Source organism: Anaeromyxobacter sp. Fw109-5 (assembly GCF_000017505.1).
In the GTDB taxonomy this organism is placed as follows: Bacteria; Myxococcota; Myxococcia; order Myxococcales; family Anaeromyxobacteraceae; genus Anaeromyxobacter.
Map to the genome: position 1 here is coordinate 3437243 of NC_009675.1, position 13968 is coordinate 3451210.

A 13968-nucleotide genomic window follows, 5' to 3' on the forward strand; every position below is an offset into this window, starting at 1 on the left:
ACAGGCCGGGCTCCCAATCGCCAACCTGTTGACGCACCCCGACATTTTCAACATCCACCGTGTGACAGGTGCGCTTTACACGCGTTGGGCAGCTTAACGGCGTGTAATCCCTGGAGGTATTGACCTTGATCCAAATCACGACAACCTTTCTGGCGAACTGGAGGACACCGCACGATGCCCGACACCGAGTCGAAGCCGCTCACCCTTCCGCCCGGGATGGAGCTCCTAGGCGCCCTGCCCCCCCGCGCCGAGGAGGTGCTCACGCCCGACGCGCTCCAGTTCGTCGCAGACCTGGTGCGCCGCTTCCGGCCCCGGGTCGAGCAGCTCCTGGAGCGCCGGCGCGAGATGCAGCGCCGCTTCGACGCGGGCGAGCGGCCGAACTTCCTCTCCGCGACCGAGGAGATCCGCGCCGGCGCCTGGACCGTGGCGCCGCTGCCGGACGACCTGCAGGACCGCCGGGTCGAGATCACCGGCCCGGTGGACCGTAAGATGATCATCAACGCGCTCAACTCCGGCGCGAACGTCTTCATGGCGGACTTCGAGGACTCGAACTCCCCCACCTGGCGGAACGTCGTCGAGGGCCAGGTGAACCTCAGGGACGCCGTCGATGGCACCATCGAGTACACCGCGCCGGACTCCCGCAAGCACTACCGCCTGAAGGACCGGACCGCGGTCCTCATGGTGCGGCCGCGCGGGTGGCACCTCCTGGAGCGGCACGCGCTCGTGGACGGCAAGCCCGCCACCGCCGCGCTCTGGGACTTCGGCCTCTACCTCTGGAACAACGCGCGGCGCCTCCGGGAGAAGGGCTCGGGGCCCTACTTCTACTGTCCAAAGCTCGAGAGCCACCTCGAGGCGCGCGTCTGGAACGAGCTCTTCACCCTCGGCGAGGACCGCCTCGACCTCCCGCGCGGCGCGATCAAGGCGACGTGCCTCATCGAGACCATCCCCGCCGCGTTCGAGATGGACGAGATCTTGTGGGAGCTGCGCGAGCACTCGGCCGGCCTGAACTGCGGGCGCTGGGACTACATCTTCTCGACCATCAAGCGGTTCCGCGCCGATCCGAAGCACGTCATGCCGGACCGCGGGCACATCACCATGGACAAGGGGTTCCTGCGCGCCTACGTGCAGCTCCTCATCCAGACCTGCCACCGCCGCAACGTCCACGCCATGGGCGGCATGGCCGCGCAGATCCCGATCAAGGACGACCCCGCGGCCAACGAGGCCGCCCTCGCGAAGGTCCGGGCCGACAAGCTGCGCGAGGTCACCGACGGCCACGACGGCACGTGGGTGGCGCACCCGGGCCTGGTCCCCATCGCGAAGGCGATCTTCGACCAGCACATGAAGACCCCCAACCAGCTCCACCGCAAGCGCGAGGACGTGCACGTGAGCGCGCGCGACCTCCTCAAGGTCGCCGAGGGCCCGCGCACCGAGGCGGGCCTGCGCCACAACGTCCGCGTCTCCGTCCAGTACCTCGAGGCCTGGCTCCGCGGGACCGGCTGCGTCCCCATCTACGACCTCATGGAGGACGCGGCGACCGTGGAGATCTCGCGCTCGCTCGCGTGGCAGTGGATCCACCACGGCGTCACGCTGGACGACGGCTCCCCGCTCACCGTCGAGCGCTTCCGCACCGTCCTCGCCGACGAGATGGACCGCGTCCGCCTCGAGGTCGGCGACGCGGCGTTCCACGGCGGCCGCTTCGAGGACGCCCGCGCGCTGTTCGAGCGCATGAGCACGCAGGCCGACTTCGTCGAGTTCATCACCCTGCCCGCCTACGAGCTGCTCGAGGCCGAGGGCGAGCAGCGGGAGCGGCTCCTCGCGGGGGGCGCCGAGGCCGGCGCCGACTCGCCCGCGCCGCCGCACCCGGATCCGCGGCGCTGGGAGGGGATCGTCCGGCGCTACGGCCGCGCCGAGGTGGAGCGCCTCCGCGGCTCGGTGCGCGTCGAGCACACCCTGGCCCAGCTGGGCGCGAACCGCCTGTGGGACCTGCTCCACTCGGAGCCCTACGTCCACGCCCTCGGCGCCCTCACCGGGAACCAGGCCGTGCAGATGGTGAAGGCGGGCCTCAAGGCCATCTACCTCTCGGGCTGGCAGGTGGCCGCCGACGCGAACACCGCGGGGCAGACCTATCCGGACCAGAGCCTCTACCCGGCGAACTCCGTCCCCGAGGTGGTCCGCCGCATCAACCGCGCGCTGCAGCGCGCCGACCAGATCGAGCACGCGGAGGGCAAGGCCGGCACCTGGTGGTTCGCGCCCATCGTCGCCGACGCCGAGGCGGGCTTCGGCGGTCCGCTCAACGCCTTCGAGCTCATGAAGGCGATGATCGAGGCGGGCGCCGCCGCGGTGCACTTCGAGGATCAGGTGGCCTCCGAGAAGAAGTGCGGCCACCTCGGCGGCAAGGTCCTCGTGCCCACCTCGACGTTCGTCCGCACCCTGAACGCGGCGCGCCTCGCCGCCGACGTGATGGGCGTCGCGACGATCCTCGTCGCGCGCACGGACGCGGAGGGCGCGAAGCTCGTGATGAGCGACGTCGATCCGTACGACGCGCCCTTCATCGAGAGGGGCGAGCGCACCCCCGAGGGCTTCTACCGGATGAAGCCGGGCCTCGAGACGGCCATCGCGCGCGGGCTCGCCTACGCGCCGTACGCCGACGTGATCTGGTGCGAGACGCAGACCCCGGACCTGCACGAGGCGCGGCGGTTCGCGGAGGGCCTCCACGCGAAGTTCCCCGGCAAGCTCCTCGCGTACAACTGCTCCCCCTCCTTCAACTGGAAGCGGAACCTCGACGACGCCACGATCGCGCGCTTCCAGCGCGAGCTGGGCGCGATGGGCTACCGGTTCCAGTTCGTGACGCTCGCCGGGTTCCACGCGCTGAACCACTCCATGTTCCAGCTGGCGCGCGGCTACCGCGACCGCGGCATGGCCGCCTACACCGAGCTGCAGCAGGCGGAGTTCGCGGCGGAGCGGCAGGGCTACACCGCCACGCGCCACCAGCGCGAGGTGGGCACGGGGTACTTCGACCTCGTGGCCACGGCCGTCTCGGGCGGCACCGCGTCCACCCTCGCGCTGGAGGGCTCGACCGAGGCGGCGCAGTTCACCGCGGCGGGGAAGACCGGGCGGACGCACGCCGCGGAGCAGGTGCAGGCGGCGCTGCACGAGGACCACGCGCGGATCGAGGCGCTCGTGGATCGGCTCGCCGAGGCGAAGGACCTGTCCGCCGTCACCGCGGCGCTCGAGTCGCTCACGCAGCTCCTCACCGAGCACTTCGCGCACGAGGAGCACCAGAAGGGCTTCTACGGCCTCCTGAGCGCCACCTCGCCCGAGTACCGCGCGCTGGTGGCGGGGATGATCGAGGAGCACCGCGAGCTCCTCGGGACGCTGCAGCAGCTCCGCGAGCGGACGAAGGGCCAGGCGACGTCCTCCGACCTCGCGCCGCTCGCCGGCGCGCTCGGCGCTCGCGTCCGCGACCACGAGGCGCGCGAGATGGTGCTCGCGCGGGCGCTCCACTGATCATGAGGCTGGGCGGGCGGGGGGCCTCCCCCCACCGCCCGCCCCGCGAGGGCCACCCGCGGGCGTGCGAGCGCCGGGCGGGAAGCCCGAACTTTCCGCGGGGAGAAACCGCCGTCAGGGGTTACGTTGTCTCTCGTGCTGGAGCCGTCGTCCCGACCCAACGAGCCCACGGGGCCCGACGTGGTCGTGGGCGTGCCCGCGGAGCCGGACGTGACGGCGGCGAGCGAGGCCGCGCTCGCGCTCGAGTCCGGGCTGCAGCAGGCCTTTCCCGGGCGCCCCGCCCTCGCCGTGGTGCTCACCGGCAACCCGAGCGGCGCCACGACGGCGGACGCCGCGCTCGCCTCCGCGGAGCGTGGCCACCCGCCGGCCGTCTACACCGGCGGTCATACCGGGCCCGAGGCGGCCCTCCCCACGCTGCTCGAGATCGCGATCGCCCGGGAGGCGCCCGCGTGCGCGCTCCTCGAGCCCTTGCCCCGGCCGGCGGACGCGGCGTGGCTGCGGGCGCTGCTCGACCCGATCCTCTCCGGCGGGTTCGATCTCGTCGTCCCCTCCTACGCCCGCGGCCGGCTCGAGGGCGTGCTCGTCACGGGCGTCGTCTATCCCCTCACGCGCGCCCTGTTCGGGCAGCGCCTGCGCCAGCCGCTCGGGCGCGAGCTGGTCCTGTCGCGGCGGCTCGCGCAGCACCTGCTCTCCGACACCGAGTGGCGGACGGATCCCGCGCACGCGGGCGAGGACCTGTGGTGCGTGTCGAAGGCGCTCGCGCGGGAGGTGCGGATCGCGCAGGTGTTCATCGGGCCGCGGCCGCGCCCGGCGGCCCAGCCCCAGGACGTGTCGGAGGCGCTCGCGCGCGTGCTCGACCTCATCTTCCACGAGATGGAGGTGCACGCGCACCACTGGCAGCGCGTGCGGGAGTCCGCGGCGGTCGCGACCTTCGGGGACGAGCACCTCGCCGAGGAGCCGGTCGCCGCGCCCGCGGTGGCGCCGCTGGTGGACGCCTTCGCGCTCGGCTGGCGCGACCTGCGTCCGATCTGGAGCGTCGTGCTGCCGCCGCAGACGCTGCTCGCGCTCCAGCGGATCCCCCGCTCGCCGCCCGAGAGCTTCCGCATGCCGGACGCGATCTGGGCGCGCGTCATCTACGACTTCGCGGTGGGCTGGCGCTTCAAGGCGATGGATCGCCGCCAGCTCCTCCGCTCGCTCACCCCCATCTACCTGGGCTGGGTCGCGAGCTTCGTGAACGAGGTCGCGCCGCTCGGCCCGGACGCGGCGGACGAGCGCGTCGAGCGGCTGTGCGCCGTGTTCGAGGACGAGAAGCGCTACCTCATCTCGCGCTGGCGCTGGCCGGATCGCTTCAACCCGTGAGGGAGAGGCCATGTGGGAACGCGTACGAGAAGTGCTGGACGAGGCCTTCGAGCGCCTGCGCATGGTGCTCGCCGCGGACCTGCCGGGGATCGTCGCGATGCTCATCGTGGTGGTCTCGGCGGTCGTCGCGGCCTTCGTCATCCGGGCGATCCTGCGCGCCGCCCTCGCCCGGATCGGCTTCGACCGGCGGGCGCGCGAGTGGGGCATGACCTCCGGCCGCGACCTCTCGCCCGGCCACGAGCCCTCGGTCATGGTGGCGCGGGGCGCCTACTGGGTGGTCATCGCGACCGGGCTCGCCCTCGCGCTGGAGGTGCTGGGCGCGAGCACGGTGAGCGCGTTCGGCCTGTCGCTCCTCGTGTTCCTGCCGAAGCTGGTGCTGGGCGCGATCATCCTCCTCGTCGGCATCGGGATCGCCCGCTTCCTCGAGCGGAGCGCGCTCATCAACGCCGTGAACCAGCAGATCCGGCAGGCGCGCCTCATCGCGCTCGCCGTGAAGTGGCTGGTCCTCGTGCTCGCGGCCGCGATGGCGCTCGAGCACGTGGGGGTCGGCGGGCTGCTCCCCACCATCGCCTTCACCATCGTGGTCGGCGGCATCGTGCTGGCCGTGGCCCTGGCGGTGGGGCTCGGGGCGCGCGACGCCGTGTCGCGCGCGCTCGATCGCGAGGCCCGCGCGGAGCCGCGCCCCGGCGAGCCCCGCGCCCCCGAGGAGTCGAAGGTCCAGCACCTCTAGCCCGCCCCCATGGCCCCGCGCGACCGCCGCAGCGGCATCCTGCTCCACCCCACCTCGCTGCCCGGCCCGCACGGCCTGGGCGACCTCGGCGCCGGAGCGCACCGGTTCGCCGCGTGGCTCGCGGAGGCGCGCCAGCGGCTGTGGCAGGTGCTGCCGCTCGGCCCGACCGGCTTCGGAGACTCTCCCTACCAGGCGCTCTCGTCGCGCGCCGGGAACCCCCTGCTCGTCTCGCTCGAGACGCTCCGCAACGAGGGGTGGCTGGAGGACGGCGAGCTCGCCGGGGCGCCCGCCGGGCCCCCGGACCGGGCGGCGTACGAGGCGGCGGGCCCGTGGAAGCGCGAGCGGCTCGGCCGGGCGGCGGCGGCCTTCTCCGCGCGCGCGGGCGCCGAGGCGCGCGCCGAGCTGGAGGCGTTCCGGGCGCGCGAGGCGGACTGGCTCGAGGACTGGGCGCTGTTCGCCGTCCTGAAGGACGCGCACGAGGGCCGGCCCTGGACCCGCTGGGCGGAGCCGCTCGCGCGCCGCGAGCCGCGCGCCCTCGACGCCGCGCGCGCGCGCTACGCGACCGCGATCTTCGCCGAGGTGTTCTCGCAGTGGTGCTTCGCGCGGCAGTGGGAGGCGCTGCGCGCGCGCTGCCGCGCCCTGGGGATCGCGCTGCTCGGCGACTTGCCCATCTACGTCGCGCACGACTCGGTCGAGGTCTGGTCGCGCCCGGAGCTGTTCCGGCTCGACGCGCGGGGCGAGCCCACCGTCGTCGCCGGGGTGCCCCCCGACTACTTCAGCGCCACCGGCCAGCTCTGGGGGAATCCGCTCCCCGACTGGGAGGCGGTGGCCCGCGACGGCTTCCGGAGCTGGATGGAGCACATCCGCGGGACGCTCGCGCGCGTGGACCGGATCCGGCTCGATCACTTCCGCGGCTTCGAGGCGTACTGGGAGATCCCTGCCGGCGCCGCCACCGCCGAGGAGGGCCGCTGGGTCCCCGGGCCTGGCGCGCGGCTGTTCGAGGCGCTCGAGCGCGCGCTCGGCCCGCTCCCGTTCGTGGCGGAGAACCTCGGCGTCATCACCCCGGAGGTGGAGGCGCTCCGGCACCGCTTCCGCCTGCCCGGCATGGCGGTGCTGCAGTTCGCCTTCGGCAACGATCCGCAGGCGCCGACGTTCCTGCCGCACAACTACGAGCGCGACACCGTCGCGTACACCGGCACGCACGACAACGACACGGTGATGGGCTGGTGGGAGGGCGGCGCCGGCGACAGCGTCCGCACCGCCGAGGACGTGGCGCGGGAGAAGGCGCGGGCGCGCGCCTACCTCGGGACGGACGGGCGGGACATGAGCTGGGTGATGATCCGCGCCGTCCTCTCCTCGGTGGCGGACACCGCGATCGTGCCGATGCAGGACGTGCTCGGGCTGGGCTCCGCGGCGCGGATGAACACGCCCGCGACGCTCGACGGCAACTGGCGGTGGAGGGTCCGGGAGGAGGCGCTCACGGCGCAGGTCGCGGCGCGGCTCGCCGAGGCGGCGGAGCTCTACGGGCGCGCGTGACGGCGGCTCGCGAGGCGCGCTCAGCCCGCGCGGAACGTGCGGACGCCCAGCACCGCCGAGACGAGCCACGAGAGCACCGTGAGCGCGATCGCGACGAGGAGCGCCCGCCAGAAGCCGATCCCGTACGCCCCCATGATCACGGCCAGCCAGATGGCGGCGTAGAGCAACCAGGGCAGGACGAGGAACCAGAGGAACTTGGCGAGCGTCACGTAGTACGCGAGCGACAGCACGATCGAGACGGTCACCGCGCGCCCGAACGTGTTCGCCGGGTTCGCCGGCGACACCCAGGCGACCGCGAGCCACAGCACGCCCGCGGAGAGCACGAGGCGCAGCAGGAAGGCGACGACTTGGGCGGCCATGGACGGAGAGTCTAGCGGGTCGCACGGCGCTCGAACAGCGCACCCGCGCCAGCGGCGGGACGGGCGAAGCCGCGGCGAAGCCCCTCCCGGCGGGGAAACCTACGCGCAGCCGCGCAGCGGGCCCCCTCGACTTCGCGCCCGCTCCGCGTGCGCTACGCTCGGGGTGAGCGGGGCTTCAAAGGTCCAGCCGGGCAGGGGGGACGCAGTCCCCCGTTCGCTCAATGCGGCTTGCGCAGCTCGAACCAGTAGAAGCCGTACGGGCCGAGGGTGAGGAAGTAGGGCAGCTTGCCGATCCGCGGGAACTCGGTGTAGCCGAGCATCTCGACGGGGACGTAGCCCTCCAGCGCGGAGAGGTCGAGCTCCGCCGGCTGCGCCGAGCGGGACACGTTCGCGACGCAGAGGATGACGTCCTCCTCCCAGCGCCGCACGTACGCGAGCACCTTCCGGTTCGCGACGGGCAGGAACTCCATCGTGCCGCGCCCGAACGCCTTGAAGAGCTTGCGGAGCGCGATGGTGTTGCGCATCCAGTGGAGCAGCGAGGAGGGATCGCGCGACTGCCCCTCCACGTTCACCGCCTGGTAGCCGTAGACGGGATCCGAGATCGGCGCGCTGTAGAGGCGGCCCGGATCGGCGCGCGAGAAGCCCGCGTTGCGATCGGGGGTCCACTGCATCGGCGTGCGCACCCCGTTGCGGTCGTGGAGGTAGATGTTGTCGCCCATGCCGATCTCGTCGCCGTAGTAGACGACCGGGGTGCCCGGGAACGAGAAGAGCAGGCTGTTCAGGAGCTCCATCCGCCGGCGGCTGTTCTCCACGAGCGGCATGAGGCGGCGCCGGATCCCGACGTTGAGCTTCATGCGCGGGTCGTGGCCGTACGCGAGGTACATGTAGTCCCGCTCGTCGTTCGTCACCATCTCGAGCGTCAGCTCGTCGTGGTTGCGCAGGAAGAGCGCCCACTGGCTGGTGTCCGGGATGGGCGGCGTGCGGCGCATGATCTCGACGATGGGCTCCACGTCCTCCAGCCGGAGCGCCATGAAGATGCGCGGCATGAGCGGGAAGTGGAACGCCATGTGGCACTCGTCGCCCTCGCCGAAGTAGGGCCGGACGTCGTCGGGCCACTGGTTCGCCTCGGCGAGCAGCATCCGCCCGGGGAAGTGCTCGTCCACGTGGCGGCGGACCTGCTTGATGACCTCGTGCGTGCGGGGCAGGTTCTCGCAGTTCGTGCCGTCCTGCTCGATGAGGTACGGCACCGCGTCGAGCCGGAACGCGTCCACGCCGAGCTCCGCCCAGAAGCTGAGCGCGTCGAGCACCTCGCGCAGCACCTGCGGGTTCTCGAAGTTGAGGTCCGGCTGGTGGCTGAAGAACCGGTGCCAGTAGTACTGCTTCGCCTCCGGATCCCAGGTCCAGTTCGACTTCTCGGTGTCCGTGAAGATGATGCGGGCGTCCGGGTACTTCTGGTCGGTGTCGCTCCAGACGTAGAACGCCCGCTCCGGCGAGCCGGGCGGCGCGCGCCGCGCCCGCTGGAACCACGGGTGCTGGTCGGAGGTGTGGTTCACCACGAGCTCGATCAGCACGCGGATGCCGCGCGCGTGCGCCGCCGCGACGAGCTCGCGGAAGTCGTCCATGGTCCCGTAGTCCGGGTGGATGCCGCGGTAGTCCGCGATGTCGTAGCCGTCGTCCTTGAGCGGAGACGGGAAGAGCGGCAGGAGCCACAGGCAGTTGATGCCGAGGTCCTGGAGGTAGTCCAGCTTCTCCACCAGGCCGCGCAGATCGCCGATGCCGTCGCCGTTCGAGTCGTAGAACGTCTTGACGTGCGTCTCGTAGATGACGGCGTCCTTGTACCAGAGGGGATCCTGGCCGCGCCTTCGCTGGAAGCTTGCCATCCGCCGTCCCGACCTCCTGCCTCGTTCTAAGCTCGCACCCCGCCCCCGCAAGCGGAGGATTCCGCGCGGGTCGGGGCGTGCGGCCGGCGCCACCCGGCGGGCGGACGCCCGGCGGGCCGCCGCGCGGGTTGCCCCAGCGTGAATCCCGCCCGCGTCGAGGCTCCCCGACCGGCGCGGGCGCCGGCCACGATGGGCCGGGGCGTTCGCGCGGCCGGCGGCGCGTCTCTAGCTTTCGACGTGGCGGCGCGGTGTGGGGGCGGCGTGCGGATCTGGTTCGCGGCGATCGCGGCGGCGTGCCTCGCCTGCGAGCCGTGGCGCTGCGACTTCCACGTCCGCGACGCCTGCGTCGAGTTCGAGACGGACCCGCCCGACCTCGCCGAGGCCGAGCGGCGCGTGTCGGCGCTGCTCGATCGGGAGCTGCCGTTCTGGGGCCTCTCGAACCTCGATGGCTGGCGCATCCAGTTCCGCAACGACGCCGAGTATGCCTGCTACCTCGCGGCGCACAACGACGGCTGCACCGACTACCTCGAGAAGACCCTCTCGGTGCGGGTCCCGCCGGACGCGGACGGCTGCTTCGAGGCGTCGGAGCTCCTCCACGAGCTGGGTCACTACAAGCTCGGCGATCCCATGCACTCGAACTCCCGCTGGAAGGACGTGGACGCGCAGTTCGCGCCCATGGTGTGGGACCGCCCGGACGCGGCCCCCTCGTGCGTGGAGCGCTACCACGGGATCGAGCACGGCATGTGGCCCGTGCGGATCGACCACTTCTGATCATGAGGCGCGGCGCCGGGCTCGTTCCCGGCGGGTCGTGGTTTCGCCCCTCGCGGGCGGGGCCCCGTCTTTTCCAGCGGGCCAGCGGTGCTTGGCCGCACCCGCGGTTACTCACCTCCCAGTCCCTGCAACAGGAGCGACGCATGGCCTCTATCCGGAAGCACGTGACGCGCGACATCGTGGCGCTCGACGCCGGGGTCCCGCTCCGCCAGGCGGCCCAGCTCATGGCGGAGCGGCGGATCGGCTCGGTGGCCGTGAAGGGCCCCGAGGGCATCCTCGGCCTCGTCACCGAGCGCGACCTCGTCACGACCGTGCTGGCGCGCGGCGGCGACGGCAGCCTCCCCATCCGCGAGGCGATGCGGACCGGCGTGCCGCGCGTCCAGGCGAGCGCGAGCGAGGCGGACTGCGCGACGCTCATGCGCGACCACTACACGCGCCACCTGCTCGTCGAGGAGGACGGGCGCGTGACGGGCGTGGTGTCGATGCGCGACATCATCCAGCTCATGCTCGACGAGAAGCAGTACCTGATCGAGCAGCTCCAGGGCTACATCACCGGGCGCGGGTGAGGCCCGGCCCCGGAAGCCGCCCCTCACTGCCCCGGCGCGTTGGGATCGAGCGGCGCCTCCGGGCGCGACGGGGGCTTGGCGGGCATCTCCGGCTGCGGGCGGGGAATCCCCGGCACCTCGCGCCCGGGCCTCGCTCCTCGTCCCGGCATCTCCGGCTGCGCCGGCGGCACCCGCGGGACCTCGGGCGCATCCTGCCCTGGCCTGCGTTCCTCGCTCACGTCCCCTCCTCCGGTCGCGCGCGCGACCCTTCGCCTCGATCGATGAGCCTTGCGCCGGGCCGCTGCTCGGTTAGAGGCTCCCCCGGCGGGCGTGCGACCTGCGGCGCCCCGGCGGGGAAGGGCTCATCGACGGCGCTCGAGGAGATCATGCGCATCGCAGTCCCGAAGGAGACGACGCCGGGGGAGCGCCGCGTGGCGCTCGTCCCGGAGAACGTGACGCGGCTCGTGAAGCAGCAGCACGAGGTCCGGATCGAGCGAGGCGCCGGGGCCGCGGCGGGCTTCGTCGACGCCGCGTACGAGGCCGCGGGCGCGTCCCTCGCGGAGGGCCCCGCCCTGCTCGCCGGCGCGGAGGCGATCGTGCGCGTCCAGCGCCCGTCCGAGGCGGAGGCGGACCTCCTCCCGGAGGGCGCCCTCCTCGTCGGCCTCCTCGCGCCGCACCTGAGCGGCCCGCTGCTCCAGCGGCTCGCCGCGCGGCGCGTCTCGGCCCTCGCGATGGAGAAGGTGCCGCGCACCACGCGCGCGCAGTCGATGGACGCCCTCAGCTCGCAGGCGACGCTCGCGGGCTACAAGGCGGTGCTCCTCGGCGCGAGCGCGCTGCCGCGCATCCTGCCGATGATGACGACCGCCGCCGGCACGCTCGCGCCGGCGAAGACGTTCGTCGTCGGCGCGGGGGTGGCCGGGCTGCAGGCCCTCGCGACCGCGCGGCGGCTCGGCGCGATCGTCTCCGCCTTCGACGTGCGCCCGGTGGTGAAGGAGCAGGTCCAGTCGCTCGGGGCCTCCTTCGTCGAGGTGCCGCAGGTCGCGGCCGAGGCGGCCGGCGGATACGCGAAGGAGCTCGCCGCGTCCGAGCAGGAGCGCGTCCTCGGCGCGATCGGCGCGCACGTGAAGGACATGGACCTCGTCGTCACCACCGCCCAGATCCCCGGGCGGCCGGCGCCGCGGCTCCTCACCGCCGCGATGATCCGCTCGATGCGACCGGGCTCGGTGGTGGTGGACCTCGCGGCGGAGGCGGGCGGGAACTGCGAGCTCACCCGCCCCGGCGAGACGGTCGTCGAGGCCGGCGTGACGATCCTCGGCCCCCTGAACCTCCCGTCCACGGTCCCCTTTCACGCGAGCCAGATGTACGGCCGCAACGTCACCACCCTCCTCCAGCACCTCTCCAGGGACGGCCGGCTCGCGCTCGATCCGGGGGACGAGATCGCCGGCGCGATGCTCGTCGTCCACGACGGACAGGTCCGCGTCTAGGAGGACGTTCCATGCCAGGCCTGGAGCTCATCGAGATCTACGTCTTCGTGCTCGCGGGGTTCGTCGGGTTCTTCACCATCACCCGCGTGCCCGCCCTCCTCCACACGCCGCTCATGTCGGCGACGAACGCCATCAGCGCGATCTCCCTCGTCGGCTCGCTGGTCATGGCGGGCGCGGATCGCGGCGCCCTGCCGACCATCCTCGGGTTCGTCGCGGTGACGAGCGCGACCATCAACGTGGTCGGCGGCTTCATCATCACGGATCGCATGCTGAAGATGTTCAAGCGCACCGACCGCGGGGGGAAACGCAAGTGAGCCCCCGTACCGTCTTCATCGAGGCCGCCTACCTCCTCGCCTCGATCCTCTTCATCCTCGGCCTGCGCAGCCTCACCCTCCCCGACCGCGCCCGGCGCGGGATGCAGCTCGCCGCGCTCGGCATGCTCGTCGCGATCGTGGGCACGCTCGTGAACCACGAGATCGTGCGCTACGAGTGGATCATCGCCGGCCTCGTCCTCGGCTCGCTCATCGGCTACCCGCTCGGCGTGTACGTGCCGATGACCGCGATGCCCCAGCGGATCGCGATCTCGCACATGTTCGGCGCGGTCGCCGCGACGCTCGTCGGCGTCGCCGAGTACTGGCACCTCGGCAACGGCGCGGAGGTCTCGCGCCCGGTGATGGCCGCGCTCGGGTTCGAGGTGCTGTTCGGCGCGCTCACCATCACCGGCAGCTTCATGGCGTTCGGCAAGCTCCAGGAGCTGCTCCCCTCCCGGCCCGTGACGTTCAAGGGCCAGAACATCGTCTCGCTCGGCATCTTCGGGGTGGCGATCGCGCTGTTCGCGTGGCTCGTCGCGGATCCGGCGCACCCGGTCGCGTTCTACGCCATGGTCGCGCTCGCGCTGGTGTTCGGGGTGTCGCTCGTCCTGCCCATCGGAGGGGCCGACATGCCGGTCGTGATCTCGCTCCTCAACTCCTACGCCGGCCTCGCCTCCGCGGCGACCGGCTTCGCGATCGGCAACAACGTCCTCATCATCGCGGGCGCGCTCGACGGCGCCTCCGGCTTCATCCTCTCCATCATCATGAGCCGGGCGATGAACCGCTCGTTCGCGAACGTGCTCTTCGGCGCGTTCGGCGCGGCGCCCGAGGCGTCGCAGAAGTCGGCGCAGGAGCTCACGGTCCACGCGATCACTCCGGAGGACGCGGCCATCCAGCTCGCGTACGCGCGGCTCGTCATCGTGGTGCCGGGCTACGGCATGGCCGTCGCGCAGGCGCAGCACCAGGTCCGCGAGCTCGCGGCGCTCATCGAGAAGAACGGCGGGACGGTGCTCTACGCCATCCACCCCGTCGCCGGCCGCATGCCCGGGCACATGAACGTGCTGCTCGCCGAGGCGGACATCCCCTACGAGAAGCTGAAGGAGATGGACGACATCAACGACGAGTTCAAGGGCGCCGACGTGGCGCTCGTCATCGGCGCGAACGACGTGGTGAACCCGGCCGCCCGCACGGACAGGGGCTCTCCCATCTACGGCATGCCCATCCTCAACGTGGACGAGGCGAAGCACGTCATCGTGATGAAGCGCTCCATGAACCCGGGCTTCGCCGGCATCGAGAACGAGCTCTTCTACCGGGACAACACCTCGATGCTCTTCGGCGACGCCAAGGCGTCGCTCGCGAAGCTGGTGCACGAGATCAAGCAGGCCTAGCAGGCGGCGGGGCCCGCGATGGCCCTCTCCCTCCCCCGTCGCGCCGGGGGCGACGGCGGACGTGAAGAGAACCCGAACGGCGCGTGCACGATTTGGCG

Annotated in this window: 11 protein-coding genes; 9 read left to right on the forward strand and 2 right to left on the reverse strand. The window is 72.4% G+C overall.

The window, feature by feature from the left end; genetic code table 11:
- Positions 1-174: 174 nt before the first annotated feature.
- The 4 genes from aceB (at position 175) to malQ (ending at position 7132) form a co-directional block, all read left to right on the forward strand.
- Positions 175-3507: a malate synthase A gene (gene aceB, locus ANAE109_RS26075; protein WP_012097771.1), complete on the forward strand. Its 3333-nt coding sequence runs from the start codon at positions 175-177 to the stop codon at positions 3505-3507.
- 135 nt (positions 3508-3642) lie between these two features.
- Positions 3643-4866, forward strand: coding sequence for a hypothetical protein (locus tag ANAE109_RS15200; protein WP_234945154.1), 1224 nt, complete (start codon positions 3643-3645; stop codon positions 4864-4866).
- Between the two features lie 31 nt (positions 4867-4897).
- On the forward strand, positions 4898-5596 hold the full coding sequence (locus tag ANAE109_RS15205; RefSeq protein ID WP_234945155.1) for a hypothetical protein: 699 nt from the start codon (positions 4898-4900) through the stop codon (positions 5594-5596).
- A 9-nt stretch (positions 5597-5605) separates the two neighbouring features.
- Positions 5606-7132 carry a 4-alpha-glucanotransferase gene (gene malQ / locus ANAE109_RS15210; RefSeq protein WP_012097774.1) on the forward strand — a complete coding sequence of 509 codons (1527 nt, stop codon included), beginning with the start codon at positions 5606-5608 and terminating at the stop codon, positions 7130-7132.
- Between the two features lie 20 nt (positions 7133-7152).
- Here malQ and ANAE109_RS15215 read toward each other — a convergent pair whose 3' ends face one another.
- Together ANAE109_RS15215 and treS are read right to left on the reverse strand one after the other, a co-directional pair.
- Entirely contained in the window at positions 7153-7491 is a 339-nt protein-coding gene (locus ANAE109_RS15215; protein ID WP_012097775.1) for a hypothetical protein, read from the reverse strand.
- Positions 7492-7709: 218 nt separating this feature from the next.
- Positions 7710-9371, reverse strand: coding sequence for a maltose alpha-D-glucosyltransferase (gene treS / locus ANAE109_RS15220; protein ID WP_012097776.1), 1662 nt, complete (start codon positions 9369-9371; stop codon positions 7710-7712).
- Positions 9372-9608: 237 nt separating this feature from the next.
- Here treS and ANAE109_RS15225 point away from each other — a divergent pair, with 237 nt between their 5' ends.
- The 5 genes from ANAE109_RS15225 to ANAE109_RS15245 all read left to right on the forward strand — a co-directional run bounded on the left by ANAE109_RS15225 (position 9609) and on the right by ANAE109_RS15245 (position 13870).
- Positions 9609-10142: a hypothetical protein gene (locus ANAE109_RS15225; protein WP_143827982.1), complete on the forward strand. Its 534-nt coding sequence runs from the start codon at positions 9609-9611 to the stop codon at positions 10140-10142.
- A 143-nt stretch (positions 10143-10285) separates the two neighbouring features.
- Positions 10286-10708, forward strand: a complete 423-nt coding sequence (locus ANAE109_RS15230; RefSeq protein WP_041448384.1) for a cyclic nucleotide-binding/CBS domain-containing protein — start codon at positions 10286-10288, stop codon at positions 10706-10708.
- 365 nt (positions 10709-11073) lie between these two features.
- Positions 11074-12171 carry a Re/Si-specific NAD(P)(+) transhydrogenase subunit alpha gene (locus ANAE109_RS15235; RefSeq protein ID WP_012097779.1) on the forward strand — a complete coding sequence of 366 codons (1098 nt, stop codon included), beginning with the start codon at positions 11074-11076 and terminating at the stop codon, positions 12169-12171.
- Between the two features lie 11 nt (positions 12172-12182).
- Entirely contained in the window at positions 12183-12485 is a 303-nt protein-coding gene (locus ANAE109_RS15240; protein ID WP_012097780.1) for an NAD(P) transhydrogenase subunit alpha, read from the forward strand.
- On the forward strand, positions 12482-13870 hold the full coding sequence (locus ANAE109_RS15245; RefSeq protein WP_012097781.1) for an NAD(P)(+) transhydrogenase (Re/Si-specific) subunit beta: 1389 nt from the start codon (positions 12482-12484) through the stop codon (positions 13868-13870). Before ANAE109_RS15240 ends, ANAE109_RS15245 begins: the two co-directional genes overlap by 4 nt.
- The last annotated feature ends 98 nt before the right edge of the window (positions 13871-13968 follow it).